At 71.9% G+C, this 26051-nt stretch carries 25 protein-coding genes, 1 tRNA gene, 1 pseudogene and 1 riboswitch; of the genes and pseudogenes, 17 read left to right on the forward strand and 10 right to left on the reverse strand.

Going from position 1 to position 26051, the window contains the following annotated elements; translation table 11 throughout:
• Positions 1–58: 58 nt before the first annotated feature.
• The 7 genes from ACIP4O_RS04025 to ACIP4O_RS04055 all read left to right on the forward strand — a co-directional run bounded on the left by ACIP4O_RS04025 (position 59) and on the right by ACIP4O_RS04055 (position 6582).
• Positions 59–1117, forward strand: coding sequence for a transglycosylase family protein (locus ACIP4O_RS04025; protein WP_401571233.1), 1059 nt, complete (start codon positions 59–61; stop codon positions 1115–1117).
• A 188-nt stretch (positions 1118–1305) separates the two neighbouring features.
• A riboswitch (cyclic di-AMP (ydaO/yuaA leader) is annotated at positions 1306–1483 on the forward strand.
• A gap of 3 nt (positions 1484–1486) precedes the next feature.
• Entirely contained in the window at positions 1487–2191 is a 705-nt protein-coding gene (locus tag ACIP4O_RS04030; protein WP_401571235.1) for a transglycosylase family protein, read from the forward strand.
• Between the two features lie 360 nt (positions 2192–2551).
• A complete protein-coding gene (gene eno / locus ACIP4O_RS04035) occupies positions 2552–3838 on the forward strand; it encodes a phosphopyruvate hydratase (protein ID WP_009066343.1) in 1287 nt (428 codons plus the stop codon).
• 137 nt (positions 3839–3975) lie between these two features.
• Entirely contained in the window at positions 3976–4464 is a 489-nt protein-coding gene (locus ACIP4O_RS04040) for a septum formation initiator family protein (protein ID WP_401571238.1), read from the forward strand.
• A 158-nt stretch (positions 4465–4622) separates the two neighbouring features.
• Positions 4623–5156 carry a DUF501 domain-containing protein gene (locus ACIP4O_RS04045; RefSeq protein WP_401571241.1) on the forward strand — a complete coding sequence of 178 codons (534 nt, stop codon included), beginning with the start codon at positions 4623–4625 and terminating at the stop codon, positions 5154–5156.
• Positions 5153–6094 carry an exopolyphosphatase gene (locus tag ACIP4O_RS04050; protein WP_401571243.1) on the forward strand — a complete coding sequence of 314 codons (942 nt, stop codon included), beginning with the start codon at positions 5153–5155 and terminating at the stop codon, positions 6092–6094. The genes ACIP4O_RS04045 and ACIP4O_RS04050 overlap by 4 nt, the downstream gene beginning before the upstream one ends.
• Positions 6095–6123: 29 nt before the next feature.
• Positions 6124–6582 (forward strand): hypothetical protein, encoded by a 459-nt coding sequence (locus ACIP4O_RS04055; RefSeq protein WP_401571245.1) that lies wholly within the window; start codon positions 6124–6126, stop codon positions 6580–6582.
• Position 6583: 1 nt separating this feature from the next.
• On the opposite strand, the pseudogene ACIP4O_RS04060 reads toward ACIP4O_RS04055, so the two are convergent.
• The 3 genes and pseudogenes from ACIP4O_RS04060 to ACIP4O_RS04070 form a co-directional block, all read right to left on the reverse strand.
• Positions 6584–6718: pseudogene (locus ACIP4O_RS04060) on the reverse strand (prevent-host-death protein); the annotation flags it as partial.
• A 68-nt stretch (positions 6719–6786) separates the two neighbouring features.
• Complete coding sequence (locus ACIP4O_RS04065) at positions 6787–7077, reverse strand: hypothetical protein (RefSeq protein ID WP_401571247.1); 291 nt, start codon at positions 7075–7077, stop codon at positions 6787–6789.
• The gene (locus ACIP4O_RS04070) at positions 7074–7490 is read right to left on the reverse strand and encodes an ATP-binding protein (protein WP_401571249.1); all 417 of its coding nucleotides are present in this window, start codon (positions 7488–7490) and stop codon (positions 7074–7076) included. The genes ACIP4O_RS04065 and ACIP4O_RS04070 overlap by 4 nt, the downstream gene beginning before the upstream one ends.
• 235 nt (positions 7491–7725) lie before the next feature.
• On the opposite strand from ACIP4O_RS04070, the gene ACIP4O_RS04075 reads away from it, so the two are divergent.
• The 3 genes from ACIP4O_RS04075 to ACIP4O_RS04085 all read left to right on the forward strand — a co-directional run bounded on the left by ACIP4O_RS04075 (position 7726) and on the right by ACIP4O_RS04085 (position 9131).
• On the forward strand, positions 7726–8619 hold the full coding sequence (locus ACIP4O_RS04075) for a helix-turn-helix domain-containing protein (protein WP_401571252.1): 894 nt from the start codon (positions 7726–7728) through the stop codon (positions 8617–8619).
• Entirely contained in the window at positions 8600–8788 is a 189-nt protein-coding gene (locus ACIP4O_RS04080; protein ID WP_401571254.1) for a DUF397 domain-containing protein, read from the forward strand. Before ACIP4O_RS04075 ends, ACIP4O_RS04080 begins: the two co-directional genes overlap by 20 nt.
• A gap of 133 nt (positions 8789–8921) precedes the next feature.
• Positions 8922–9131, forward strand: coding sequence for a DUF397 domain-containing protein (locus ACIP4O_RS04085; protein ID WP_401571257.1), 210 nt, complete (start codon positions 8922–8924; stop codon positions 9129–9131).
• A gap of 1002 nt (positions 9132–10133) precedes the next feature.
• Here ACIP4O_RS04085 and ACIP4O_RS04090 read toward each other — a convergent pair.
• Positions 10134–11039, reverse strand: a complete 906-nt coding sequence (locus ACIP4O_RS04090) for an SDR family NAD(P)-dependent oxidoreductase (RefSeq protein ID WP_401571260.1) — start codon at positions 11037–11039, stop codon at positions 10134–10136.
• Between the two features lie 98 nt (positions 11040–11137).
• On the opposite strand from ACIP4O_RS04090, the gene ACIP4O_RS04095 reads away from it, so the two are divergent.
• The 4 genes from ACIP4O_RS04095 (at position 11138) to ACIP4O_RS04110 (ending at position 15838) form a co-directional block, all read left to right on the forward strand.
• Positions 11138–11803: a TetR/AcrR family transcriptional regulator gene (locus ACIP4O_RS04095; protein ID WP_401571262.1), complete on the forward strand. Its 666-nt coding sequence runs from the start codon at positions 11138–11140 to the stop codon at positions 11801–11803.
• 543 nt (positions 11804–12346) lie between these two features.
• Entirely contained in the window at positions 12347–13768 is a 1422-nt protein-coding gene (locus ACIP4O_RS04100; protein ID WP_401571264.1) for an NAD(P)/FAD-dependent oxidoreductase, read from the forward strand.
• 346 nt (positions 13769–14114) lie between these two features.
• Positions 14115–15419 (forward strand): class I SAM-dependent methyltransferase, encoded by a 1305-nt coding sequence (locus ACIP4O_RS04105; RefSeq protein WP_401571267.1) that lies wholly within the window; start codon positions 14115–14117, stop codon positions 15417–15419.
• 332 nt (positions 15420–15751) lie between these two features.
• Positions 15752–15838 (forward strand) — tRNA-Leu (locus ACIP4O_RS04110).
• A 163-nt stretch (positions 15839–16001) separates the two neighbouring features.
• Here ACIP4O_RS04110 and ACIP4O_RS04115 read toward each other — a convergent pair.
• Positions 16002–17447 carry a catalase gene (locus ACIP4O_RS04115; protein WP_361320306.1) on the reverse strand — a complete coding sequence of 482 codons (1446 nt, stop codon included), beginning with the start codon at positions 17445–17447 and terminating at the stop codon, positions 16002–16004.
• Positions 17448–17789: 342 nt separating this feature from the next.
• Between ACIP4O_RS04115 and ACIP4O_RS04120 the strand changes: the two genes are divergently transcribed.
• Together ACIP4O_RS04120 and ACIP4O_RS04125 are read left to right on the forward strand one after the other, a co-directional pair.
• Entirely contained in the window at positions 17790–18401 is a 612-nt protein-coding gene (locus tag ACIP4O_RS04120; RefSeq protein WP_401571270.1) for a hypothetical protein, read from the forward strand.
• A 135-nt stretch (positions 18402–18536) separates the two neighbouring features.
• Entirely contained in the window at positions 18537–19445 is a 909-nt protein-coding gene (locus ACIP4O_RS04125; RefSeq protein ID WP_401571272.1) for a Bax inhibitor-1/YccA family protein, read from the forward strand.
• 132 nt (positions 19446–19577) lie between these two features.
• Here ACIP4O_RS04125 and ACIP4O_RS04130 read toward each other — a convergent pair whose 3' ends face one another.
• The 4 genes from ACIP4O_RS04130 to ACIP4O_RS04145 form a co-directional block, all read right to left on the reverse strand.
• A complete protein-coding gene (locus tag ACIP4O_RS04130; RefSeq protein ID WP_164289874.1) occupies positions 19578–19889 on the reverse strand; it encodes a hypothetical protein in 312 nt (103 codons plus the stop codon).
• A gap of 82 nt (positions 19890–19971) precedes the next feature.
• Positions 19972–20814 carry a hypothetical protein gene (locus ACIP4O_RS04135; RefSeq protein ID WP_401571275.1) on the reverse strand — a complete coding sequence of 281 codons (843 nt, stop codon included), beginning with the start codon at positions 20812–20814 and terminating at the stop codon, positions 19972–19974.
• Positions 20815–21100: 286 nt separating this feature from the next.
• On the reverse strand, positions 21101–22321 hold the full coding sequence (locus ACIP4O_RS04140; protein ID WP_401571278.1) for an acetyl-CoA C-acetyltransferase: 1221 nt from the start codon (positions 22319–22321) through the stop codon (positions 21101–21103).
• A 185-nt stretch (positions 22322–22506) separates the two neighbouring features.
• Positions 22507–23556, reverse strand: coding sequence for an SGNH/GDSL hydrolase family protein (locus tag ACIP4O_RS04145; protein WP_401571280.1), 1050 nt, complete (start codon positions 23554–23556; stop codon positions 22507–22509).
• A gap of 167 nt (positions 23557–23723) precedes the next feature.
• On the opposite strand from ACIP4O_RS04145, the gene ACIP4O_RS04150 reads away from it, so the two are divergent.
• Entirely contained in the window at positions 23724–25112 is a 1389-nt protein-coding gene (locus ACIP4O_RS04150) for a cystathionine beta-synthase (protein WP_401571282.1), read from the forward strand.
• A 383-nt stretch (positions 25113–25495) separates the two neighbouring features.
• On the opposite strand, the gene ACIP4O_RS04155 is transcribed toward ACIP4O_RS04150, so the two are convergent.
• The gene (locus ACIP4O_RS04155; protein ID WP_401571285.1) at positions 25496–25915 is read right to left on the reverse strand and encodes a hypothetical protein; all 420 of its coding nucleotides are present in this window, start codon (positions 25913–25915) and stop codon (positions 25496–25498) included.
• Between the last annotated feature and the right edge of the window lie 136 nt (positions 25916–26051).

Genomic DNA, 26051 nt, shown 5'->3' on the forward strand with positions numbered 1-26051 from the left:
GTTCACGTCGGATCATCTGTCCCACCAGCTGACCCTCAGCTCTTGCGAAAGGCACCGCATGCTCTCCGGGAACGGTCGCCACCGACGCCCCCGCCAGGCCCCGGCCCTTGTCGTCGCGGCCGGGGTCACCGGCTCCGCCATCGCCATCCCCCTCCTCGGCGCGGGGACCGCGAGCGCCGACCAGGGTCCCTGGGACCGCCTCGTGGAGTGCGAGACGGGCGGTGACTGGGCGGCCGACAGCGGCAACGACTACTACGGCGGCCTCCAGCTCTCCGACGAGGAGTGGGAGGCGCACGGCGGTCTCGACCTCGCGCCCCGCGCCGACATGGCGACGCCCGCCCAGCAGATACAGGTGGGTCAGCGCATCCTCGCGGCCCAGGGTCCCTCCGCCTGGCCCGGCTGCGCCCTGACCGCCGGGCTCACCACGGAGGACGGCTCGACGGCCTCCGCGCCCGCCCCCGAGGGCACGCCGAGCGCCACCGCGCCGGGCGAGAAGCAGACGGACAAGAAGGACAAGAAGGAGAAGAAGGGCGAGGGGAGTTCGTCCTCGGCGAGCGCCGACCCCTCCGCCTCGAAGACACCCGACGCGGAAGCCTCCACCGGGACCCCGTCCTCCGACGCCTCCGCGAGCCCGTCCGGCAAGGACGAGGACGCGGCCGCGGGCGCGGGCGCGGACGCCACCACGGGCGAGAGCGGCGCCACGGGGCACAGCCGCGGCAAGCACGCGAAGCCCGCCCCCTCCGGCTCGCCCTCCGAGGCCGCGGAACCCTCCGGCTCCGCCTCGCCCTCCGAGTCGACCACCGTCCCCGGCAGTGACCTCTCCGGCGAGACATCCGCCACTCCCGGCGACGGCCGCGACTCCGGAGCCGACCGTTCCGCTCCCGGCGGCCGCCACGCGGCCACGGACACGGAGGGTCAGAAGGGTGCGGACGGGGCGGACAAGGCCGATCCGTACAAGGTGCGCGAAGGGGACAATCTCTGGAGTATCGCCGAGGCGCACAAGCTGGCCGACGGCTGGACCGGGCTCTACGAGCAGAACAAGAAGATCGTCGGCGCCGACCCGGACCTCATTCTTCCTGGCCAGAGCCTGGATCTTGGTGCGGAATCAGGGCGATAACCGGACAAGCGGTTGACCGCATCTGTCCGTTATTGTCCGGTAGGGGTCGAGTGAGACATGAGTCTCAACCGCCCTGATCGTCTTTGAAGTTCCGCTGATTTCTTGCTTAACGTCGTGCTCGCTTCCCCACCGGGAGGCCCCGACGGTCGTCACGCCGAATCCTGCCGGCGCCCGTTTCGGGACAGTCGTCGCGTCACGCGCCGAAGGCAGGAGCGGGGGACCCAAGGTTTGCGTCCCAGCCGGCGTCCGGGAGACCGGGCGCCGGCCCGGGGCTAGGGGTGAAGCCGGGCGGCAGCCGCCGTCCGGCCGGGCAACTCACGGGCCCGAACCCGACAGCTCACCTCGCAGGCGTCGGTGAGGAGATACTCCATGCTGTTTTCCGGCAAGGCCAAGCACCGTCGCCGTCGTACCACCCGCATCGTCGCGTTCGCCGGTGTCACCGGCGCCGCGATCGCCGTCCCGCTGATGGCGAGCGGCAGCGCCTCCGCCGCCTCGACCGCCACCTGGGACGCCGTCGCCCAGTGCGAGTCCGGCGGCAACTGGTCCATCAACACGGGCAACGGCTACTACGGTGGCCTCCAGTTCAACCAGTCCTCCTGGGCCGCCGCCGGTGGCACCCAGTACGCCCCGCGCGCCGACCTGGCCACCAAGGACCAGCAGATCGCCACCGCCGAGCGTCTCCTCGACATGCAGGGCCCGGGTGCCTGGTCCTGCGCCGGCGCCGGCAACCTCACCAACGACGGTGTCGACCCGGGCGTCAACCCCAATGGTGGCGGCCAGCAGACGCAGGAGCGCTCCTCCAGCGACCAGAGCGCCTCGCGCAGCCAGCAGCGCCAGGCCCCCCAGCAGCAGCACACCACCCCGAAGTCGACCACCGGCACGGTCAAGACCGACACCGGCATCACCGTCCCCAAGGGCGACGGCGAGTACAAGGTCGTCAAGGGCGACAGCCTCAGCGAGATCGCCCAGAAGCACCACGTCTCCGGCGGCTGGAACAAGCTCTTCGAGCTGAACAAGGACATCGTCAAGGACGCCGACCTCATCTACCCGGGCCAGCAGCTCCACCTCAGCTGACCCCCTCCGGGACGACCGGGCCCCGCGCCCGTGGCGTTCCCCCGCAGGACCGCCCCGCCCCGCCGCGTTCTCCCCCGTACGCGGCGGGGCGGGGCTTTTCCCTGCCGGACGGGACTCCCGCCCCGCACCTCACCCGCGCACACCCCCGCTCACCAGCGCGGCTCACCTGTCACCCCCTCGGCTCAGATGCCCCGTTCGGCCCCGTTCCGCCCACCCGATTCGCCCTATTCACCGGCTCTGTCCCCCTGATTCCGACCGAGTCCCGGGCGTAGGCCGACCCCGGCCCCCCGGCCGGTTAGGCTCATGCAGCGGAAGGCCCCGCAAGGGCCCCCGCAGACCTGCTCCACATCCCAGAAGGAGATGCTCGTGCCGTCCATCGACGTCGTCGTAGCCCGGGAAATCCTGGACTCCCGAGGCAACCCCACGGTCGAGGTCGAGGTCGGCCTCGACGACGGCAGCACCGGCCGTGCTGCCGTGCCCTCCGGTGCGTCCACCGGTGCCTTCGAAGCCATCGAGCTGCGTGACGGTGACGCCAACCGTTACCAGGGCAAGGGCGTCGAGAAGGCCGTCCTCGCCGTGATCGAGCAGATCGGCCCGGAGCTCGTCGGCTACGACGCGACCGAGCAGCGCCTGATCGACCAGGCGATGTCCGACCTCGACGCCACGCCCGACAAGTCCTCGCTCGGCGCCAACGCCATCCTCGGCGTCTCGCTCGCCGTCGCGCACGCCGCCTCCGAGGCGAGCGACCTCCCGCTCTTCCGCTACCTCGGCGGCCCCAACGCGCACCTGCTCCCGGTGCCGATGATGAACATCCTCAACGGCGGCTCGCACGCCGACTCCAACGTGGACATCCAGGAGTTCATGATCGCGCCGATCGGCGCCGAGTCGTTCTCCGAGGCCGTCCGCTGGGGCGCCGAGGTCTACCACACCCTCAAGAAGGTGCTCAAGGAGCGCGGCCTGTCCACCGGCCTCGGCGACGAGGGCGGCTTCGCGCCCAACCTCGACTCCAACCGCGCCGCGCTCGACCTCATCGTCGAGGCGATCAAGGAGGCCGGTTACGTCCCCGGGCGTGACGTGGCGCTCGCGCTCGACTGCGCCGCCTCCGAGTTCTACAAGGACGGCAAGTACCGCTTCGAGGGCCAGGACCGCACGGCCGCCGAGATGACCTCCTACTACGAGGAGCTCGTCGGCGCCTACCCGCTCGTCTCCATCGAGGACCCGCTCTTCGAGGACGACTGGGAGGGCTGGGCGACCGTCACCGAGCGCCTCGGCGACAAGGTCCAGCTCGTCGGCGACGACCTCTTCGTCACCAACCCCGAGCGCCTCCAGCGCGGCATCGACGAGAAGTCCGCGAACGCCCTGCTCGTCAAGGTCAACCAGATCGGCTCGCTCACCGAGACGCTGGACGCCGTCGAGCTGGCCCAGCGCAACGGCTTCAAGTGCATGATGTCCCACCGCTCCGGCGAGACCGAGGACGTCACGATCGCCGACCTCGCCGTCGCCACCAACTGCGGCCAGATCAAGAGCGGCGCCCCGGCCCGCTCCGAGCGCGTCGCCAAGTACAACCAGCTCCTGCGCATCGAGGAGATCCTCGACGACGCGGCGGTGTACGCGGGCCGCTCGGCGTTCCCGCGCTTCAAGGGCTGAGCCGCCGCTCGAAGGGCTGACGCCCGCACGGGCTGAGCCTCCGCACGCCCCCGCACCCGGTCCCGTACCGTGTGCGGGGGCGTACGCGTGTGTGCCGTACGCCTGTGCGCACCACCCGTACGAGGGGGAGAGCCGGGATGGCACGGAAGAACGACGGCGAGCGTTTCTCGACCGCGACCCGCCTGCGCGTCCTCGGCGAGCAGACGGCGGCCCGCGTCTACCGCTCCCAGTCCCGCCGCCAGGCCCGCCGTTCCCGCCTCACCGGGCGCGCCGCGATCCTCGTCCTCGTGCTGTGCGCGCTGATCGTCGCGCTCGCGTACCCGATGCGGCAGTACATCGCCCAGCGCGACGAGATCGCGGAACTCCAGCGCGAGCTGAAGACCCACCAGAACGACGTCGAGCGGCTGCGCGACGAGAAGGCCCGCTGGCAGGACCCCGCCTTCGCCCGCCAGCGCATCCGCGAGCGCCTGCACTACGTCCTGCCCGGCGAGACCGGTTACACCGCCCTCGTCCCGGGCGCCGCGAGCGCGGGCCCCGCACCGCAGGACGCGGCGGCCACCCGCCCCTGGTACACCAACGTCCTCGGCGGCATCGACGAGGCCGACCGCGCGGCGGCGCTGCGCTGAGGCGGGCGGCGGGCGGCGGGCGGCGGGCGGTGGGCGGCGGGCGGCGGGCGGTGGGCGGCGCCAGGCGGGTGGCGGGCGGGTGGCGCGCCCGTACGGGGATACTGGAAGCCGTACGCGCGTACGCGCCCCCGCCCCCGACCGGAAGCCCGAAGCCCTCCATGCACACGCCCCCGCCGACCACCGCGCCCACCGAGCCCACCGAGGCCGACGTCGAGGTCTTCCGGCTCCAGCTCGGCCGGCCGCCGCGCGGACTGCGCGCGATCGCGCACCGCTGCCCCTGCGGGGAGCCCGACGTCGTCGAGACCGCCCCGCGCCTGCCCGACGGCACCCCCTTCCCGACGCTCTACTACCTGACGTGCCCGCGCGCCGCCTCGGCGATCGGCACCCTTGAGGCGAACGGCGTCATGAAGGAGATGACCGAGCGGCTGGCCCGCGACCCGGAACTCGCCGCCGCCTACCGCGCGGCGCACGAGGACTACATCGAGCGCCGCGACGCGATCGAGGAGCTGACCGGCTTCCCGAGCGCGGGCGGGATGCCCGACCGCGTCAAGTGCCTGCACGTCCTCGTCGCGCACTCCCTCGCGGCAGGCCCCGGCGTCAACCCGCTCGGGGACGAGGCGCTCGCGATGCTGCCGGAGTGGTGGCAGAGGAAGCCGTGCTCGGAACTGTGTGCTCAGGAGGACGCGAAGTGACCCGCGTGGCAGCCGTGGACTGCGGCACCAACTCGATCCGCCTGCTCGTCGCCGACGTGGACCCTGTGACCGGCTCGCTCGTGGACCTCGACCGCCGTATGGAGATCGTGCGCCTCGGCCAGGGCGTGGACCGTACGGGCCGCCTGGCCCCGGAGGCGCTGGAGCGCACGTTCGCGGCCTGCCGCCAGTACGCGGCGGCGATCGCGGAGCACGAGGTCCCGGCGGGCAACATCCGCTTCGTGGCGACCTCGGCCTCGCGGGACGCCTCGAACCGCGAGGACTTCGTGAACGGCGTACGGGAAATCCTCGGTGTCGACCCCGAGGTGATCACCGGCGCCGAGGAAGCCCGCCTCTCCTTCACGGGCGCGACGCGCGAACTGGGCGAGGACACGTACCTGGTCGTGGACATCGGCGGCGGCTCGACGGAGTTCGTCCTCGGCACGAAGTCCCCCCGCGCATCGCGCTCGGTGGACATCGGCTGCGTCCGCATGACGGAACGCCACCTGACGACGGACGACGGCACCCTCCTGGACCCACCCCCGGCGGACCGCGTGGCGGCCATCGAGAAGGACGTGGAAGCGGCCCTGGACGAGGCGGAGTCGGAGGTCCCCCTCGCGGAGGCATCCACCCTGGTCGGCCTGGCGGGCACGGTGACGACGCTGGCGGGAATCGCCCTGGACCTCCCGGCCTACGACTCGCGGGCGATCCACCACAGCACGTTGACCCGCGCGGACGTGGACACCCTGACCACCCGCTTCCTCACCTCGACGCACACCGACCGCGCGGCGATCCCGGTCATGCACCCGGGCCGGGTCGACGTGATCACGGCGGGCACGCTGATCCTCCGCGCGATCATGCGGAGGACGGGGGCGGAACAACTGGTCGTGAGCGAACACGACATCCTGGACGGAATCGCTTGGAGCGTGGCGGGGGAGTAAGGGGCATCCGCCGGGGGAAGTCATCGCGCGTGCGCAGCGAAGACGGCGATCAGTACAACGAGTTCAGCGGCGAGGGACACGGGCCCGTCTTCCAGTTCCGCAACTGGTACGGCGACTACCGGCCCCTCGCCGCTTCTCCGAAGCCCACCGTGGACGCACGCGCCGTGGCGGCCCGCCGGGCGCGGCAAGCTCGCGCTCGACGCAGGTTTCTGTGGCTGACGGTCTCCTTGGGCGCCGTGACCCTCCTCTTTCTCCTCGGGATCTTCCTTCTCTGCGGACTGCCTTTGCTGGATTCGTTCGCTGCCGGACTTCTCAGGGTGCCCCCGCCGGACGAGGATTTCCCTTGGAAGGTGGGCACCCTCCTCGTCAGCGGCGGGTTCGTCCTTGTCCCTCTCGGCGCCGCGAGGGAGCGGGCACGCCATGAGGCCGAGCACGGCACGAGGCTGTCGTGGCGCCAGGCGCTGGTCCCACCCGAGCGACGCCGCTGATTCAACGGACGGTCCCCGGCCCTTCGGTACCCATCACCGTCGCAAGCATCTCCGCCATCCCCACCGTCGCTCCGCCCTCGGCGAGTACGGCCCGTGCCTCCCGTGCCAGCGCTCGATCGGCGGCCTCCTCGCAGGCAGGGCACTCCTCGGCGTCCGCGGGTTCGTCGTGTTGTTCCACGCGCGCAGCGTATGCGAACTGTTCCTTCACCACCGCCGCGCCGCCCTCTCCGGCAGGAAGTACTCCCGCACCCGGTGCTCTGCCCACAGCCGGGCCACCCGCGCGGGGTCGGGGTTGGAGGCGTAGCCGGGGCAGATACGGCAGCCCTCGGCGTGCGGGGGCGGTACGTCATCGGGGTGGTCCTCCACGAGGTGCGCGGCGAGCGCGAGTTGGGCCCGTACGGCCCCGTCCCCGACCCGCGCCTCCCGCAGCACCCCCGCGTACAGCAGCAGGCACGACGTGCACCCCCACATGAAGGGCGGCGGCACGAGCGTCACCGCACGACCTCTGCCCACACGGCCTTGCCGAACGGTGTGTCGTAGCAGCCCCACTGCCCCGGGCACAACGCGTCGAGCAGCAGGAGCCCGCGTCCGCGCTGCCGGTCCTCGGACTCGGGACGCCGACGCGGGCGGCGCCGGACCGGGTCGCGGACCTCGACGCGCGTACCCGTCTCGCCGGTCAACACGATCACGGCGAAGGAATCACCGGGTTCGGTCCCGTAGCGGATCGCGTTGGTCACGAGCTCCGAGGCGACGAGTGCCACGTCGTCAAGGTGGGCCTCGGTGGCACCGGGGTCGAGCAACTGTGCCTCCCTGCGGACGTGTTCCCGGGCGAGCCGGGCCGCCTGTGGTTCGCCGGGCAGTACGAGGAGTTCCGAGGCGTCCTCTACGCGACGCCGAGCCGTGTCCATGCGGGGCCCTCTCAACGGGAAGTGCCGTGCACGACAAGCGACATGGAGTGTTGACGCGCGCACAGGCGGTGGCAATCACACGCTGCCCGGAGCATGAGGCGCCGTGCAAGACTTCACGGCGGTGTCTCCCTGCAAGAGTGTCGAACGGATGTTTCCGGCTGCGCGCTGAGCGACTTTCCGCTTTCATCGTGAAAGACGAACGGCCCGCATACTGAGGGCACGGACAGGGGGACGCATGGCGGAGGGCATGACGGGATCGACGGTCCCGCGTCGTCAACTGGGCAGGAATCTCAAGGCGCTTCGCAATAATGCGCACCTGACGGTCCGCGCGGCGGCGGTCGAGCTGGAGTGGTCCGAGGCGAAGATGTGGCGCATCGAGACGGGCCAGACCCCGCTGCGCAGCCTCGACGTACAGGCGATGTGCTTCGTGTACGGGGCTCCGCCGGACCTGACCAAGGCGCTGATGGAACTCGCGAAGGAGACGAAGGCGCGGGGGTGGTGGCAGGCGTACGGAGAAGCGATGCCGGAGGGCTTCGACATCTACGTGGGTCTCGAAGAGGCATCCGTGAGCCTGGACTTCTATGAGAGCGATCTCGTGTCCGGCCCCTTGCAGACCGCGGGTTACGCGCGTGAGGTCATCCGCACGCACATTCCCGAACTCGACGAGGCGAGCCTCGAAGGTCGTGTGCGCCTGCGCATCGCAAGGCAAACGCTCCTGTCACGGAGCATTGATCCACCGGAACTGCGGATTGCGCTGAGCGAGGCAGTGATCCGCCGCCCGGTGGGCGGAAGCGAGGTGATGGCGCACCAGCTTGCGCATCTCATCTACGTCTCGGGACTCCCGAACATTTCGCTCCGAGTGGTCCCCTTCAGCGCCGGTATGAACGTGGGTGTCGTAACGGGACCCTTCGTCATTCTGCGGTTTCCCGTGAACGGTGATGGGGTCGCAATCGAGCCGCCCACCGTCTTCGCCGACGGCTACACCGGCGGGCTTTACCTGGATAAAGATCGGGAGGTGGGGCAGTACGACGACGCCTTTCACCGCATCTGGAACGCATCACTTGATGAGGAGGCGTCCCGGCGTCTCATCTCGGAAGCAGCAAGGAGCTATGAAAGTGCACGAGGCTGAGTGGTTCAAGTCCAGCCACAGCAACGGGAACGGTCAATGCGTCGAGGTCGCGTACCTCCCCGGCGCGGTGGCCATGCGCGACAGCAAGGAAGCGGCCGGCCCCGTCCTGAACAGCACGTACGAGGGCTGGCATGTCTTCGTCGGCAGCGTGGCCGAGGGCCGGATGTAACGCGGCTTGCGCGTCGCGCAGCGAATGCGCCCCCGTACGCCCCCTCGTGGGGAGCCTACGGGGGCGCGACCATGTTCCTGATCGGACCGGCTTCCGCGCTGTCGCGCGCGCATCGCACAGACAGGGAACACCCATGATTCGTGACGCCTCCCGTCTTCCCGTGACGTGGTGGAAGTCCTCGGCAAGCGGTACGCAAGGCGACTGCGTCGAGTGCGGAGGGCTCGGCGCGCGGGCCGTGGCCGTACGGGACAGCAAGCGGCCCTCGGGCCCCGCCCTCGTCGTGAGCCCCGCCGCACTCACCGCCTTCGCCACGGCGGCCGGCGCCGGAACGCTCGGCGCCTGACCCGGCCCGAGAGCCGCCCGTCCGCCCCGCACCGGGGTGGACGGGCGGCTCTTTCGTGTGCCCGCGAGAGCCGCCCGTCCGCCCCTGACCGACGGTCGCGGCCCCAGGCCCACGGTGACCACGCGTTCGTCCTCTTCGTGGACGTTCCGCACGATGCGCGGCGCGTCGAGTGGCGTGGTCCGTTCCCCTGTTCGCGAGGTGGCCGCCCTTCGTCTCTCTCGCGCCCGCGAGTGCCCCTGGGGTGAGTGAGTGCTCACCCACCTCGCAGGACACCTTCCGGGCCCGCGCTCCACGCGTTCTCGCGGGGTGCGGGACGCGGGCGGTGGGCACCGCCTCGGGCAGGACCTGGAGGCGGCGGCCCCGGTCGTCCGTGGCCGTCGCCCCTCGACGCCCGGCCCGCCCGCCAGAGCCCGGCCCGGGCTCACGGTGTCCACGCGTTCGTCCTCGTCCCGGACGTCCCGCACGGCGACCGCCGCATCGAGCGGCGTGCCCCGTTTCCCCGTACGCGAGGTGGCAGTCCGTCCTCCCAGGTGAGTGAGTGCTCACCCACCTCGCAGGACACCTTCCGGGCCCGCGCTCCACGCGACCGCGTTCTCGCGGGGTGCGGGACGCGGGCGGTGGGCACCGCCTCGGGCAGGACCTGGAGGCGGCGGCCCCGGTCGTCCGTGGCCGTCGCCCCTCGACGCCCGGCCCGCCCGCCAGAGCCCGGCCCGGGCTCACGGTGTCCACGCGTTCGTCCTCGTCCCGGACGTCCCGCACGGCGACCGCCGCATCGAGCGGCGTGCCCCGTTTCCCCGTTCGCGAGGTGGCCGTCCGTCCTTGCGGGCCCGCGCCCCACGCGACCGCGTTCTGCTGTCAGGGCCGTAGGCACTCGCCGCCGGGTGCCGCCGTGCGTCGGGCCGGACGGGCAAAGCGTCGGTGCTCCCGCCGCGCCCGTCGCATCAGTCGCCCGCCGTGCGACGTGCGAGCGTTCGCGCGGCCGGGACGCGAGCGGAGGGGGGACTACTCCACCGGGAACGTCACTCCCGTCAGCTCTTCCGACACCGTCCACAGCCGTTCCTGGACGGCCTCGTCGTGGGAGGCGGGGCTGGACGTGACCCGTTTCGGGGTGCCGCGGAGTTCGCCCGTGCCGCCGGGGCCGTAGTAGTCGCCGCCCGTCGCCGTGGGGTCGGTCGCGGCGCGCAGGGTGGGCAGGGCGCCCATCTCGGGCTTCTGGGTGAGCAGGGGGGCGAGCCAGGTGACCGGGAGGCGGAGCGGGGCGGGGGTGTTGCGGATGAGTTCGGTGTTGGAGACGCCGGGGTGGGCGGCCGTCGCCACCGTCGTGCCCTGCCGTGCGAGCCGGCGCTGGAGCGCGTACGTGAACATCAGGTTGGCGAGCTTGGACTGGCCGTAGGCGCCCGTGCGGCTGTACGCACGCTCCCATTGCAGGTCGTCGAAGTGGATGGCGGCCCGGATGCGGTGGCCCGTGCTGCTGACCGTCACGACACGGGAGCCGGGGACGGGGAGCAGCCGGTCGAGGAGCAGGCCGGTGAGGGCGAAGTGCCCGAGGTGATTGGTGCCGAACTGGAGTTCGAAGCCGTCGGCGGTCGTCCGCTTCGGCGTGTACATCACGCCCGCGTTGTTGATCAGGAGGTCGATGCGCGGGTGGGCCGCGCGCAGCTCGGCCGCGGCGGACCGTACCGAGTCGAGCGAGGTCAGGTCGAGGGTCTGGACGGTGACGTCGCCCGGCATGCGGGCCGCCGCCTGCTTCCCCTTCCCTGCGTCGCGGACGGCCAGGACCACCTTCGCCCCGCGTGCGGCGAGCGCCCTGGCGGTCTCGAAGCCGAGCCCGGTGTTGGCACCGGTCACGATCGCCACCCGTCCGTGCTGACCGGGGATGTCCTGCTCGGTCCAGTTGTCACTGCTCATGTCGCGCTCCCAAGAAACCGGCGGTCTGTTACGAGGAACATAAAAGACCGGCGGTCTTCTGTCAAGGAACCGGCGGTCTCTAAGCTAGGCTGGCGGGCGTGACATTTCAGCGAGCGCGCAGCGAGGAGCAGCGGGAGATCCGCCGGCGGGCGATCCTGGAGACGGCCGCGGCGATGCTCGACGAGATGCCCGTGGTCGAGGTGAGCCTCAACGAGCTCAGCAGGCGGGTGGGCCTCGCCAAGTCGAACGTCCTGCGGTACTTCGAGTCGCGCGAGGCCGTGCTGCTCGAACTCCTCGACGACTTCCTGGGGGGCTGGCTCGCCGTACTGGCGGACGAACTGGCCGAGGGCATCGGGGCGGAGGCGGCGCCGGAGGTGCGGGCGGAGCGGCTGGCGGAGATCCTCAGCCGCTCGCTGGCGAGCCGCAAGGTGCTGTGCGACCTCTTCGGCGCGCAGGGCGGCGTCCTTGAGCACAACGTCTCGGTCGAGGTGGTCAAGCGGCACAAGCGCTCGTCCCTCGCGAAGCTCGCGGGGATGGTCGAGCTGGTCCGCCGTCACGTGCCCGAACTCGGCGAAGGCGCGGAGATGTTCTGCCTGACGAGCCTGATCTCCGCGGGTGCCCTGGCGGCGTACGTCCCGCCGCCGCCCAGCCTCCTCGCCGCCTACGAGGACGAGCCCGCGCTCGGCGTGCTCCACCTGGACCTGCGCGAGGCCCTGCGGATCTCGCTCACCTCGGCGCTCCTGGGTGTCCTGCCGCGCGCCTGACCGCCGCCGGGCGCCGCGCGGGCAAGCCGCGCCCCGGCCGGCCCGCCCCGGGGGCCGAACGGCCCTGGCCGGGTCCTCGCCGCGGGGTGTCTCCTGAAGGGGTGCGCCGGAGGTTGCCGGTCATCGCTCGGGCTGTCCCCTCCATGTCCCCAACCGCCCCCGGAATCCCGGATTCCGCCCCTCTCCCACGCCCTCTCGCGCTCCCCGGCGCGGAAAGTTCGTGATTTCCTTCACAAGGAAAACGGCCCCTGCGGGCGAGGTCCGGGCCGCCGGTGTGATCCAGGAGGCACTCAGGCGGGCGGCGCCGGGCGCGGATGAGGGTTTCGGGGGGATTGCGGCGCGGTGTCGCGCGCGGTGGTACGCGTACCCCGTCCGCGCTGAGGCGCTGCTCACAGGGGGTGCGGAACGCCTCGCGAGGTCGAGTGGTTCCCCCTGCGCGACATGACATGGATCACGTGGGCGGCGCAGTGTAGCAGAGGGGTGGGGGAAGCTTGTGAAGGGGCGCACGAGGTACCTGTGCGGGGCGGGTGGATACTCGATCCCATGAGCACCACGGAGCGTCCCCGAATCCTCGTAGTGGGTGGTGGGTACGTAGGACTGTACGCAGCACAGCGCATCTTGAAGAAGATGCGCTACGGCGAGGCGACCGTGACGGTCGTGGACCCCCGCTCGTACATGACCTACCAGCCCTTCCTCCCGGAAACCGCCGCCGGCAACATCTCGCCGCGCCACGTCGTCGTCCCCCTGCGCCGTGTCCTGAAGAGGGCCGAGGTCCTCACGGGCAAGGTCTCCTCCATCGACCAGGACCGCAAGGTCGCCACGATCGCCCCCCTCGTGGGCGAGTCGTACGAGCTGCCCTTCGACTACCTCGTCATCGCGATGGGCGCGGTCTCCCGCACCTTCCCGATCCCGGGTCTCGCCGAGCAGGGCATCGGCCTGAAGGGCGTCGAGGAGGCCGTCGGTCTCCGCAACCACGTCCTCGCGCAGATGGACAAGGCCGACTCGACCCACGACGAGGCGATCCGCCGCAAGGCCCTCACCTTCGTCTTCATCGGCGGCGGCTTCGCCGGTGCCGAGACGGTGGGCGAGCTGGAGGACATGGCCCGCGACGCGGCCAAGGACTACCCGAACGTCTCCCGCGAGGACATGCGCTTCCTCCTCGTCGACGTCGCGGACAAGATCCTGCCCGAGGTCGGTCCCAAGCTCGGTGAGTACGGGAAGAAGCACCTGGAGTCGCGCGGCGTCGAGGTCTACCTCAAGACCGGCATGGACTCCTGCGTGGACGGCAACGTCAAGCTCAACAACGGCCTTGAGGTCGAGGCCGGGACGATCGTGTGGACGGCGGGCGTCAAGCCCAACCCGGCCCTCGCCGGCTTCGGCCTCCCGCTCGGCCCGCGCGGCCACGTGGACGTCAGCGCCAAGCTGCAGGCCACCGGTACGGACTACATCTGGGCCGCGGGCGACAACGCGCAGGTCCCGGACATGGTCGGCCGCAAGGCCGGCAACCCGAACGTCTGGTGCCCGCCCAACGCGCAGCACGCGCTGCGGCAGGCGAAGGTCCTCGGCGACAACGTGGTCTCCGGGATGCGCGGCTTCCCGCAGAAGGACTACGAGCACGCCAACAAGGGCGCCGTCGCGGGCCTCGGCCTCCACAAGGGCGTCGCGATGATCGTCATGGGCAAGATGAAGATCAAGCTCAAGGGCCGTCTCGCCTGGTACATGCACCGCGCGTACCACGGCATGGCGATGCCGACGTTCAACCGCAAGATCCGCGTCTTCGCCGACTGGACGCTCGGGATGTTCCTCAAGCGCGAGGCCGTCTCGCTCGGCGCCGTCGAGACCCCGCGCGGCGAGTTCTACGAGGCCGCCAAGCCGGCCCCGAAGCCCGCGCCCGTCGCGGAGGTCCCCGCCCCCAAGGCGGAGGCCGCCAAGGGCGAGTCCGCCGAGCCCGCGAAGGCCGGCTGACACAGCGACACCGGGACCGACAGGTCCGACGCCACCGGGTGCGCGGTGCGGTTCCCTCCGGGGGCCGCACCGTCCCCGTAACGGCGTACCGGAAGGGGCGTCCGCCATCCGTGGGGCGGGCGCCCCTTCCGTATGCCCAGGCGCTTTTCCCGCATTCCTCATTCCGCCCGCGGCGGAAAAGGATGGCGCCACCACGGATTATCCGCTTCCCTTGCGGTGACTACTTCTACGTTGTACGTGGGACTGCGCGAACACCCGCCCGGTGTTTACGTAGGGGAGAGACGTCATGGCCCGCGCCCCTGACGCGCTCCCCGCGCCCAGCGGAACTCCCTCGGAGGTGTGCGCCATGCAGGACGCCGCGTCGCGGCTCACCGACCTCGCCCACGAACTGCTCGGGGCCCCGCTGCCGGTCCGGGTACGGGCCTGGGACGGCAGCGAAGCGGGTCCGCCGGGCGCCCCCGTCCTCGTCGTCCACCACCGCCGCGCCCTGCGCAGGCTCCTCTTCAAGCCGGGCGAACTCGGTCTCGTGCGGGGCTGGGTGGCGGGCGAGCTGTCGGTCGACGGCGACCTCTACGACGTACTCGACCGGCTCTCCTCGCTCGTGTGGGACCGGGGCGAGGACGACACCGCGCCGAAGAGCCTGTTCCAGGCCGTGCGCCGCCCCGAGGTCCGTGCCGCGGGCCGCGCCCTGCTGCGCCTCGCGGGCCCCGGGCTGCCGCCGTCCCCGCCGCCCGAGGAGATGCGCCGCCCGGGCCGCGGCCACCTCCACACCAAGGGCAGCGACCGCCAGGCGATCAGCCACCACTACGACGTCGGCAACCCCTTCTACGAGCTGGTCCTCGGCCCCTCGATGGTCTACTCCTGCGCGTACTGGACCGAGGGCGGGACGCTGGAGCAGGCGCAGCGCGACAAGCTCGACCTCATCGCCACCAAGCTCGACCTGCGCCCCGGGCAGCGGCTCCTGGACGTCGGCTGCGGCTGGGGCTCGATGGCGCTGCACGCGGCGCGCGAGTACGGGGTCGAGGTCGTCGGCGTCACGCTCTCGCGCGAGCAGGCCGCGTACGCCCGCAAGCGCGTCGCCGAGGAGGGCCTCGGCGACAAGGTCGAGATCCGCGTGCAGGACTACCGCGACGTCCGCGACGGCCCCTTCGACGCCATCTCGTCGATCGGCATGGCGGAGCACGTCGGCGCGGCGCGGTACGAGGAGTACGCGCACGACCTCTACGCCCTCCTCAGGCCGGGCGGCCGCCTCCTCAACCACCAGATCGGCCGTCGGCCGCTGCGCGACGAGAGCGCGTACACGATCGACGAGTTCATCGACGCGTACGTCTTCCCGGACGGCGAGCTGGCCCCCATCGGGACGACCGTCTCGCTCCTGGAGCGGGCCGGTTTCGAGGTGCGGGACGTCGAGGCGCTGCGCGAGCACTACGAGCGCACGCTACGGGCCTGGGTGAGCAACCTGGAGGCGCACTGGGAAGAGGCCGTCCGGCTCACCTCGCCGGGGCGGGCCCGGGTGTGGCGCCTGTACATGGCGGCCTCCGCGCTCTCCTTCGCGCGCAACCGCATCGGCGTCAACCAGGTGCTCGCGGTCCGCACCCCGGACTCCGGCGAGGCCGGGCTGCCGCCCCGTCCGCGTACCTGGCACAACTGACCCGCCGCGCGCTGTCGCGCAACTGCCCAGGAATCCACCCGTACCGGACCGGAACCACGACCGCCCCGCGGACCGTCTTGACCGACGCGACCGCGGGGCGGTCGCCGTGCGGCGGCCCGTGCGCGGGCCCGGTCGCGGCGTCTCACGGAGAGGACAGTGAATTCCCGTCATTTACCGCCGCGCCCCGTGCGGGCCGGTGGCGGGCAAAGCCCTGCCCCGAGATCTGACGGAGTGTCAGGCGGCAATAAAATAAGACAGGATGCAGTCTCCGTTCGCCCGTGCGGACGGAGCGCCCCCGATAGGCTGCGAGACGGCAACGGGGTGCATGGCCTGCCCGGATGGTGGAATGCAGACACGGCGAGCTTAAACCTCGCTGCCCTTCTCAGGGCGTACCGGTTCGAGTCCGGTTCCGGGCACCACCCACTGACCCGCTGACCTGCGGACGCACACCGTCGCGGCGAGGCTCGCGCCGAGGTCCCCCGCACGCCGAGGGCCCGCGCACGCCGAGGGCCCGCGCACGCCGAGGGCCCGCCCCCGCGGCGAGCGGAGGCGGGCCCGTACCCGCGGGGCTGCCGGACGTCCTCAGCCGAAGTTCGCCGCGATCCTGTCCCCCACCGCCGGGTCGATGTTGCGCCAGTACTCGAAGGCCCGCTCGCGGACCTTGACCGAGACGCCGTTGTCGAGGTGGCGGGTCACGTTGCCGACGAGGCGGTCGCGCTGGGCGTCGTCCATCACGTCGCGGACGAGGGAGCCCGGCTGCGAGAAGTCGTCGTCGGCCTGGTGGAGCGTGTACGCCGCGCGGACCATCTCGGCGGAGTCCACGAGCCAGCCCGCCGGGTGGTTCCAGCGCTCCTCGTCGGCCGTCGGGCCACCGTAGGAGTTGGGCGCGTACGGGCGGGCCACGTTCGGCTCGTAGAAGCGCATCGCGCCGTCCTTCGCGTACGAGCGCACCTCGTTGACGGCGCGGTTCGGCGGCAGCTGCGTGTAGTTCGTCCCGATGCGGTACCGGTGGGTGTCCGCGTACGAGAACAGCCGCGCCTGGAGCATCTTGTCCGGCGAGGGGCCGATGCCCGGGACGAGGTCCGAGGGGTCGAACGCCGCCTGCTCGATGTGCGTGAAGAAGTCCGTGGGGTTGGTGTGCAGCGTCATCCGCCCGACCTCGATGAGCGGGTAGTCGCTGTGCGGCACCGTCTTCGTCACGTCGAAGATGTTGAACCGGTACGAGGGCGCGTCGTCGTAGGGGATCGTCTGTACGTACAGCGTCCACGAGGGCGCGTCGCCGCGCGCGATCGCGTCGAAGAGGTCGCGCCGGTGGTGGTCGGCGTCCTCCCCGGCCATCGCCGCGGCCTCCATGTCGGTCAGGTGGTCGACGCCCTGGTCCGAGTGGAAGTGGTACTTCACCCAGGTCCGCTGACCGGCCCCGTTGACCCACAGGTAGGTGTGCGAGCCGTAGCCGTTCATGTTGCGGTACGTCTTCGGGATGCCCCGGTCGCCCATGAGGTACGTGACCTGGTGCGCCGACTCCGGGGACAGCGTCCAGTAGTCCCACTGCATGTCGTTGTCGCGCAGCCCGCTCGGGATCGTCCGCTTCTGCGAGCGGATGAAGTCCTGGAACTTGTTCGGGTCGCGCATGAAGAAGATCGGCGTGTTGTTCCCGACGAGGTCGTACACGCCCTCCTGCGTGTAGAACTTCAGCGCGAAGCCGCGCGGGTCGCGCCACGTGTCGGGCGAGCCCTGCTCCCCGGCCACGGTCGAGAAGCGGGCGAGCATCTTGGTGCGGCGCCCCGGCTGGAAGACGTCGGCGCGAGTGAACTGCGAGACGTCGTTGGTGACCTCGAAGGTGCCGTAGGCGCCGCTGCCCTTCGCGTGCACGACCCGCTCGGGGACCCGCTCCCTGTTGAACTGCGCCATCTTCTCGATGAGGTAGTTGTCCTGGAGCAGGACCGGTCCGTCGGGGCCGACCGAGAGCGAGTACTGATCGCTCTCGACCGGGATGCCGGTGTTGGTGGTGGAGTTCGGGTCGGCCACTGCGGGTCTCCTTCGCGCTTCGCGGTGGGGCGCGGCGGACGGGGTCCGCGTGCGCCCCAGGTGCGGGAGCCGCTCGGGTGCCCGGCGAAACCCGGCGCACACGTCACGCGGCGTGAGCGGCCGGGTTCGTTCGGTACGGCTCCCGCTCAGCCTCGGGGCGCGCACCCGGGGCGGCAACCCGGGGCCGGGAGCGCCTTCACCCACTCGGGTGAGAAGCGGGGCGGAAGGGCGACGGGCGGGGGCGACGGCGGGTGACACTGCGGGTCTCCCGCCCGACCCCCGCGCCCGCCCGCGTCCCCCGGCCCCCGCCGCCTCCGCCCCCGCCTCCCCCGAGGAGTCCCCTTGCCCCGTACCGCCGCGCTCCTGCTCTGCGCCCTCCTCGCCGCGCCCGCCCTGACCGGCTGCGGCAGCGGCGGTACGGGAGCGTCGCGCGCCGGGCTGTACGCGGACGACGACGAGGCCGCGTCCGCGTCCCCCGCGCCGCTCGCCTCGCTCCCGCCCGTGGCGCAGCCCGCCGTCTCGCTCCCCTCCCTCTCCCTCCCCTTCGCGGCGGGCACCCCCGTACCCGCCCTCGGCCGCCGCGTCCTCGCGACGGTCCGCGGCGGTTCCGACCGCTTCCTCGTGTACGTGGCGGCCGACGGGCGCTGCGGCGTCGTCGGGCGGCGTACGGGCTCGGCGCGGCCGCTCGTCGACCTGCGCACCGAGATCCCGCCCGCCGGCGAACCCGTCGAGTACCCGCTCGGCCCCTACGCGCGCACCCCCCAGGGCCCGGTCTTCGCGGAGATCTGGTGCGGGCGCGAGACGGTGCTCGTGCGGTACGGGCTCGGCCCTGGCGCGGGGCGGCCGCGGATCACCGGCGAGGCGGACGCGGCGCCCGGACCGGGACACACGCTGACCATGGCCGTCGGGGCCGCGGAGGCGCGTGGTGAAGTGCTGCGGACGGCGGTGGGGTGAGCGGGAACACACATCGCGTACGGCTCGTTTCCCCTGCGCGGGGAGGAAAGATCCTCCCCAAGCACTAGAGTCTTCCTTTTGCCTAAGCATTACTCTGGAGCGCAAGGCCACACAGGGTGGCCATGGAGGAGTGAGATGAGGAGCAGCAACCCGGTCTTCTCGCGACGGGGCTTCAGCCGCGACAACGGTTCCGCGGGCTTCAACGCCGCGCCGCAGGCCGGGGGAGCAGCAGTCGGGACCGTCCCGGGCCCGGTCACGGGAAACCCGTACGCGGACGCCCCGGCGGCCGATCCGTACGCGAACAACCCCTACGCGCAGGCGGACGTCCAGTACGGCGTCCCGCAGGCCCCGCCCACCGCCGACCGCATGACGATGGACGACGTCGTCACCCGCACGGCGGGCACCCTCGGCACGCTCATCGTCTTCGCCGCGCTCGCGTGGGCGGTGCTGCCGGTCGACGAGGCGAACCTCGGCAAGTCCTACGGCATCGCGATCGGCGCGGGGCTCGTGGCGATGGTCCTCGGGCTCGTGCAGTCCTTCAAGCGCAAGGCCAGCCCGGCGCTGATCCTCACGTACGCGGCGCTCGAGGGTGTCTTCCTCGGCGTCGTCAGCAACGTCGTGGACACGCACATCGCCGACGGCGCGGCCATGCAGGCCGTCATCGGCACGATGGCGACGTTCGTCGCCGTCCTCGTGGCGTACCGGACGGGCCTGATCCGGGTCAACCGGCGCTTCGTGGGCTTCGTGATGGCCGCCGCGATGGGCTTCGTGCTCCTCATGGCGGTCAACCTGCTCTTCGCCGCCTTCGGCGGCGGCGACGGGCTGGGCTTCCGCAGCGGCGGCCTCGGCATCCTGTTCGGGATCATCGGCATCGTGCTCGGCGCGCTCTTCCTCGCGCTCGACTTCAAGCAGGTCGAGGACGGCATCCGGTACGGGGCGCCGAAGCAGGAGTCGTGGCTGGCGGCGTTCGGGCTGACGCTGACGCTGGTGTGGATCTACATGGAGTTCCTGCGGCTGATCGCGATTCTCCAGGGCAACGACTGACCGCCTTCGGCGGGGCGGGAGGGGCTGTCACCTTGCGGGGTGGCGGCCCCTTCCGCGTGCCGGGCGTCTTCCTGGGGCTCCGCCCCAGACCCCGCTCCTCAAACGCCGGAGGGGCTGTTTTTTCGGCTGGGGTCAGAGGCCGGCTTCCCCGCGAGCCTCCGCGACGCGTGCTGCTGCGTGCTCCACCTCTGCGTCGTCACGCAGGACCTGTGCCAGATCGTGTGCTGTCACCGTCAGCTGGTCCGCGACCGCGAACATGCCCGCGTCCGGCATCGTGCGGGGTTCGGTGCCTGGTTCCTCGCGTTTCTGTGCGCGCGTTGCGAGCTCCTGGGCCAGGGCCAGCGCACGCGCGGCGGCTCCTCGTTGGAGGCGGCTTTGCGGGGCGGCGCGAAGGCGGTCGGCGAACTGCTCGACCGCACTGAGGAACGGGGACGTATCCAGCATCCTCCGAGCGTAGCGGGCGCCGACTACTCAGCCCCTCCGGCGCTTGAGGAGCGGGGTCCGGGGCGGAGCCCCCGGGGGTGGCTCACGTCGAGGTGATCACGCGGTCCGCCAGGAGGTACACGTTCCGCTCGCCGCAGCCGAACGTCAGGGCGAACGCCCCGGACACGCCCGAGCCGCCCAGCAGGAAGGGCTCGCGCCCCTCCCGTACCGCCTCCGCCAGGAGCTCCGCGGTCTCCCGGTGCCCCGGCGTCGCGCAGAGCGTCGTGCCGTCCACGAAGACGTAGACGTCCAGCGTCCCGAGCGGGCCGGGGCGGACGTCCGCCAGCGTCGTCCGCGCGGCGGCGAGCGCTTCGAGGCGCGCCACCGTCGCCGCGTGGTCGCCGATCGGGTTCGGCTGCGAGGGGACGAAGTCGGGGTGCGAGGGGTGGCGGCGGCGCGCGGCGGCCAGCTCGGCGGAGTCCTCCGGGTACTCGGGCTCCGGCTCGGACTCCTCGTCACGGCTGCGCGCGAGCAGCTCGTCCAGCTCCGCGAGGTCGAAGCCCGTACCGAGGCCGTGGACCTCCGCGAAGGCGTCGAGGCCCGCGACATCGGCGGGGCGCGGCGCGTACAGGTCCTCGGCGCCCGCCGGGAGACCGCCGCCCGGCTCGCCGCTCTCCCGTACCTCCTGCGCCGCCCAGAAGGCGCGCGCCTCGGCGAGCTCGCGCTCGCGCTCCTCGGCGAGGGCGTCGGCGACGGCGGCCCTTATCGTGTCGGCGTCCGTACGGGCCGGGGGGATCTGCGCGGGTACGCGGGGGGCGCTCCGCACCAGTTCGGCGCGGAGGGCCGCGAGTTCGCGGCGCAGCGCCTGGGCCACGCGCAGCGCGACGAGCCCGACGACGACGGCGGCCGCCGTGACGATGAGCAGGGCAAGAGGCAGGGCGCTCACTGGCGTTACTCCTGATTCAGACGGGACCCCCGAACTGTCCACCCACAGCTTGGCGCCTGACAGGGCCCGCTGTCAGTGCCGAATGTCACCAGTTGGGTGGATATGCACCCTCGATGCTTGCCGGTTCAACCATGCTGACCTGCGCAAAGAGTTCTCCCCCGGGATTTGTGTCACATCCCGGGGGAGATCGGGTCACGAATTGATCAGGTGCGCGCGGGGTGTTGGAGCGTACGCGGAGCGTGCGGAGCGCACGGCGCGTACGCGGGCGCGGGGCGCGCGGGGGCGGTCAGCTCAGGCGCTCGATGACCATCGCCATGCCCTGCCCGCCGCCGACGCACATCGTCTCCAGGCCGAACTGCTTGTCGTGGAACTGGAGGCTGTTGATGAGCGTGGTCGTGATGCGCGCGCCCGTCATGCCGAAGGGGTGGCCGACCGCGATCGCGCCGCCGTTGACGTTGAGCCTGTCCAGGTCCACGCCGAGCTCGCGGTAGGAGGGGATGACCTGCGCGGCGAACGCCTCGTTCATCTCGACGAGGTCGATGTCGTCGATGCCGAGCCCGGCGCGCTTCAGCGCCTGCTTGCTCGCCTCGACGGGCCCGAGGCCCATGATCTCGGGGGAGAGGCCCGAGACGCCGGTCGAGACGATGCGGGCGAGCGGGGTCAGGCCCAGCTCGGCGGCCTTCGTGTCGCTCATGATGACGAGGGCCGCGGCGCCGTCGTTGAGCGGGCAGCAGTTGCCGGCCGTGACGCGGCCGTCCGGGCGGAAGACGGGCTTGAGGCCCTCGACGCCTTCGAGCGTGACGCCCGCGCGCGGCCCGTCGTCCTTGCCGACGACCGTGCCGTCCGGGGTCGTGACGGGGGTGATCTCGCGCTCCCAGAAGCCCTTCGCGATGGCCTGCTCGGCGAGGTTCTGCGAGCGCACGCCGAACTCGTCCATGTCGCGGCGCGTGACGCCCTTGAGGAGGGCCAGGTTCTCGGCGGTCTGGCCCATCGCGATGTACGCGTCCGGGAGGAGCCCGTCCTCGCGCGGGTCGTGCCACTCGCTCGCGCCGCTCTCGGCGACGGCGGCGGTACGGGCCTCGGCCTCGGCGAAGAGCGGGTTGCGCGTGTCGGGGAGGCTGTCGGAGTTGCCCTTGGCGAAGCGCGAGACGGTCTCGACACCGGCCGAGATGAAGACGTCGCCCTCGCCGGCCTTGATGGCGTGCAGCGCCATGCGGGAGGTCTGGAGCGAGGAGGAGCAGTAACGGGTGACGGTGAGGCCCGGTACGTAGTCCATGCCGAGCTGTACGGCGACGATGCGGCCCAGGTTGTTGCCCTGCTCCCCGCCGGGCAGCCCGCAGCCGAGCATGAGGTCGTCGATGTCGTGCGGGTCCAGCTCGGGCACCTTGTCGAGCGCGGCCCGCACGATGGTCGCGGTGAGGTCGTCGGGGCGCAGGTCCTTGAGCGACCCCTTGAACGCCCGCCCGATCGGGGAGCGGGCGGCGGAGACGATGACGGCTTCGGGCATGGCGGGCTCCTCGGACAGCGGCGGCGACGACGGCAGTGCTTGTGAAGCTACCGCCACGTAGAGCGGGGGTCACGGGGTGGGGCGTGTGACACGGGCCGCATTTCTAAGCGCTTGCTCATAGGTGGGGCGGGGGCGGGGTGGCCGTGGGCCGGGGCCTTCTGGGGCTCCGCCCCAGACCCCGCTCCTCAAACGCCGGAGGGGCTGGATTGACCAGGACCGGAAACTCTTAGCCCCTCCGGCGATTGAGGAGCGGGGTTCGGGGCGGAGCCCCGCCTGCGCAGGAGGGCGAGGGGGCTTCGACGCCCCCCGTGCGAGGGCATCGCGGCCACCTCCGTACCCCCCGAGGCGGCAGCCTCCACCGCCGCCTTCGCCACCGGCAGCACGCCCTCGTCCGCCGTCAGATCCTCCGGCCACACCCCGAGCGCCGCGCACAGCGTCGGCAGGACCGCCATCGCCGCCGTCGCGTACCCCTCCACGGACGGGTGGTACTTGTCCGGGCCGAACATCTCCCGCGGGTTCGCCTCGAACTCGGGGCCGAGCAGGTCGCTCAGCGACACCGTGCGGCCGCCCTGCTCCACGACCCCGATCGTCTGCGCCGCCGCGAGCTGCCGCGAGACGCGCCGGGCCAGCCACCGCAAGGGCTGATAGACGGGCTCCACCGTCCCGAGGTCGGGGCACGTGCCCACGACGACCTCCGTCCCGGCGGTGCGCAGCCTCCGTACCGCCGCGTTGAGCAATTGCACGGACCGCATGGGCGGCATGTGGTGGGTCACGTCGTTCGCCCCGATCATGACGCAGCACACGTCGGGGACCCCGTCCGGGTCCGAGACGACGAGCGAGACCTGCCGGTCGAGGTCGTCCGAGCGCGCGCCCGGCAGTGCGATGTTCCGCAGCTCCACGGGCCGCTCCGCGACCGCCGCGAGTCCCGAGGCGAGCAGCGCGGCGGGCGTCTGCCGGGCCCTGCGCACCCCCTGCCCGGCCGCGAGCGAGTCGCCCATCATCGTGAAGCGGATCGGGGGCCGCTCCGCCCCGGGGCCCTCGGCCGCGAGCGTGCGCCCGTAGCGGCCGTCCGCGTGCGGCGGCACCACCATCTCGCCCACGCCCACGTTCCGCTTCGCGAGCTGGACCTCCGCCAGGAGCAGGCCCACCCCGGCGACCCCGAGCAGCCCGATGCCGCTTCCGCCGTACGCCGCGCCCGCGGCGATCCTCCGTGCCACCCTCGCCCTCGACGACATGCGACGCAGCACCTCCTCGTAAGCCGTACACCCACTCAATGCCCCGCGAGCCGGGTGTGCCAATCGCGCATACGGAGGACGGGGCACGGCGGCGGCCACGCCCCGTAGGCTGTCGTGACTCGGAACGGGCTGAACGAGCCCCCTAGACGCGCAGGCCGGAGACAACGGTGCACATCCACGACTCGATGATCGACCTCGTCGGCAACACCCCGCTGGTGAGGCTGAACCGCGTGACCGAAGGCATCCAGGCGACCGTCCTGGCGAAGGTCGAGTACTTCAACCCCGGCGGTTCCGTGAAGGACCGCATCGCGCTGCGCATGATCGAGGCGGCCGAGGAGAGCGGGGCACTGCGGCCCGGTGGCACGATCGTCGAACCGACGAGCGGCAATACCGGGGTCGGGCTCGCGATGGTGGCCCAGCAGAAGGGCTACAAGTGCGTCTTCGTGTGCCCCGACAAGGTCTCCACGGACAAGATCAACGTGCTGCGCGCCTACGGGGCCGAGGTCGTCGTCTGCCCCACCGCCGTGGACCCCGAGCACCCGGACTCGTACTACAACGTCTCCGACCGCCTCGTGCGCGAGATCCCCGGCGCCTGGAAGCCCGACCAGTACTCCAACCCGAACAACCCGCTCTCGCACTACCACTCCACGGGCCCCGAGCTGTGGGAGCAGACGGAGGGGCGGATCACGCACTTCGTCGCGGGTGTCGGCACCGGCGGCACGATCTCGGGCACGGGCCGCTACCTCAAGGAGGTCTCGGACGGGGGCGTACGGATCATCGGCGCGGACCCCGAGGGCTCGGTGTACTCGGGCGGCTCCGGGCGCCCGTACCTCGTCGAGGGGGTCGGTGAGGACTTCTGGCCGAGCGCCTACGACCGCACCGTCACGGACGCCATCGTCGCCGTCTCCGACAAGGACTCCTTCCAGATGACCCGCCGCCTCGCCAAGGAGGAGGGTCTCCTCGTCGGCGGCTCCTGCGGGATGGCCGTCGTCGCGGCGCTGGAGGTGGCGCGCGAGGCCGGCCCCGACGACGTCGTGGTGGTGCTGCTCCCCGACAGCGGACGCGGCTACCTCAGCAAGATCTTCAACGACGAGTGGATGAACGACTACGGCTTCCTCGACCAGCCGGGGGAGCACCCGCGCGTCGGCGACGTCCTCAAGTACAAGGAGGGCCCGCTGCCCTCGCTCGTCCACATGCACCCCGAGGAGACCGTGGGGCAGGCGATCGAGGTGCTGCGCGAGTACGGGGTCTCGCAGATGCCCATCGTGAAGCCGGGCGCGGGGCACCCGGACGTCATGGCCGCCGAGGTCGTCGGCTCCGTCGTGGAGCGGGAACTCCTCGACGCGCTCTTCGCGCAGCGCGCCTCGCTCGGTGACCCGCTCGACAAGCACATGTCCGCGCCGCTCCCGCAGGTCGGCTCCGGTGAGCCCGTCGCCGACCTCATGGCGGTGCTCGGTACGGCGGACGCGGCGATCGTCCTCGTGGAGGGCAAGCCGACCGGCGTCGTCAGCAGGCAGGACCTGCTCGCCTTCCTGGCGCGCGAAGCGGGGAAGTAGGCGAAGGAGCGGGGCCGCGGGAGTCGCCGGGGAAGTGGTACGAGGCCGTCACGTGGGCGCAGCGCGTCGTTAACACGGGTCCGGCAGATTATGGGGTGTCGGCAGGGAGGGAGCGGCTCCCCTCCCGGGCCGGCGACCGATACGGCGTTTTGGACCTCCGGAGCGGCTCCCGGACCTCCAACGCCAGTGGGACGTGGCCCGGGCCTGACCCGGGCGCGCGTTCTCCGCGGGGACCGCCGTCGTCCCGCCCCCCGGCCATGCGGCTGGGGGTGCGGCGGTCCTCGCGCTCGGTCGTGGCCGGGGCTCCGCCCCCGGACCCCGTTTCGGGCTTCGCCCGTCTCGTGGGGCTCCGCCCCACACCCCGCTCCTCAATCTCCCCCAGCCTACGGCCGGGAGGTACCCCCAGAGGGGCTGGAATTTTCCTGGCCCCCGTACGTCCGCGCCGCCACGTTCACTCCCACGATCCCCGCCCAGGCCACGATCAGCCCCGCCGTGCCGCCCTGGGCCGCGGCGATCGCGGAGAGGGGGATGGCGAGGACCAGGGAGATCAGGGCGAAGGCGTACTGGCGGAACCAGGTGTTGCCGTGGAAGCGGGGGGCGTGCGGGGACGCGCCCCGGGCCACGACGACCTGTTGTTCGGCGAGGCCGCGGCGTACGCGGCGGTCGATCGACTCGTCCACGCGGCGCTCCACCTTCTCCAGGAAGGAGTCGATCAGCGCCGCGTCGTACTCCTCGCCCAGTTCGCGACGGGCCTGGAGGGTCGCGTCGAGTTCCTTGCGCAGTTCCCGGTCAGAGGTCTCCATACCCCAGGAGCGTAAGGAGCGGCGGGCCACCGCACACGGGGGGAATCCCCCCTCTTCGCACGGTGGCCCGCCAGCCCCACCCCTCAGCTCTGGGGCCTGCTGCCGTGGTTCGCCGCGTGCTTGCGGCGGGCCTTCT

Source organism: Streptomyces sp. NPDC088923 (assembly GCF_044749745.1).
GTDB lineage: Bacteria > Actinomycetota > Actinomycetes > Streptomycetales > Streptomycetaceae > Streptomyces.

Bases quoted from the DNA above. Each gene is read 5' to 3' on its own strand.
- ACIP4O_RS04025 (WP_401571233.1), top strand. From the start codon at position 59: ATGCTCTCCGGGAACGGTCGCCACCGACGCCCCCGCCAGGCCCCGGCC.
- ACIP4O_RS04030 (WP_401571235.1), top strand. From the start codon at position 1,487: ATGCTGTTTTCCGGCAAGGCCAAGCACCGTCGCCGTCGTACCACCCGC.
- eno (WP_009066343.1), top strand. From the start codon at position 2,552: ATGCTCGTGCCGTCCATCGACGTCGTCGTAGCCCGGGAAATCCTGGAC.
- ACIP4O_RS04040 (WP_401571238.1), top strand. From the start codon at position 3,976: ATGGCACGGAAGAACGACGGCGAGCGTTTCTCGACCGCGACCCGCCTG.
- ACIP4O_RS04045 (WP_401571241.1), top strand. From the start codon at position 4,623: ATGCACACGCCCCCGCCGACCACCGCGCCCACCGAGCCCACCGAGGCC.
- ACIP4O_RS04070 (WP_401571249.1), bottom strand. From the start codon at position 7,490: ATGGACACGGCTCGGCGTCGCGTAGAGGACGCCTCGGAACTCCTCGTA.
- ACIP4O_RS04075 (WP_401571252.1), top strand. From the start codon at position 7,726: ATGGCGGAGGGCATGACGGGATCGACGGTCCCGCGTCGTCAACTGGGC.
- ACIP4O_RS04080 (WP_401571254.1), top strand. From the start codon at position 8,600: ATGAAAGTGCACGAGGCTGAGTGGTTCAAGTCCAGCCACAGCAACGGG.
- ACIP4O_RS04085 (WP_401571257.1), top strand. From the start codon at position 8,922: ATGATTCGTGACGCCTCCCGTCTTCCCGTGACGTGGTGGAAGTCCTCG.
- ACIP4O_RS04090 (WP_401571260.1), bottom strand. From the start codon at position 11,039: ATGAGCAGTGACAACTGGACCGAGCAGGACATCCCCGGTCAGCACGGA.
- ACIP4O_RS04100 (WP_401571264.1), top strand. From the start codon at position 12,347: ATGAGCACCACGGAGCGTCCCCGAATCCTCGTAGTGGGTGGTGGGTAC.
- ACIP4O_RS04105 (WP_401571267.1), top strand. From the start codon at position 14,115: ATGCAGGACGCCGCGTCGCGGCTCACCGACCTCGCCCACGAACTGCTC.
- ACIP4O_RS04125 (WP_401571272.1), top strand. From the start codon at position 18,537: ATGAGGAGCAGCAACCCGGTCTTCTCGCGACGGGGCTTCAGCCGCGAC.
- ACIP4O_RS04130 (WP_164289874.1), bottom strand. From the start codon at position 19,889: ATGCTGGATACGTCCCCGTTCCTCAGTGCGGTCGAGCAGTTCGCCGAC.
- ACIP4O_RS04140 (WP_401571278.1), bottom strand. From the start codon at position 22,321: ATGCCCGAAGCCGTCATCGTCTCCGCCGCCCGCTCCCCGATCGGGCGG.
- ACIP4O_RS04145 (WP_401571280.1), bottom strand. From the start codon at position 23,556: ATGTCGTCGAGGGCGAGGGTGGCACGGAGGATCGCCGCGGGCGCGGCG.
- ACIP4O_RS04155 (WP_401571285.1), bottom strand. From the start codon at position 25,915: ATGGAGACCTCTGACCGGGAACTGCGCAAGGAACTCGACGCGACCCTC.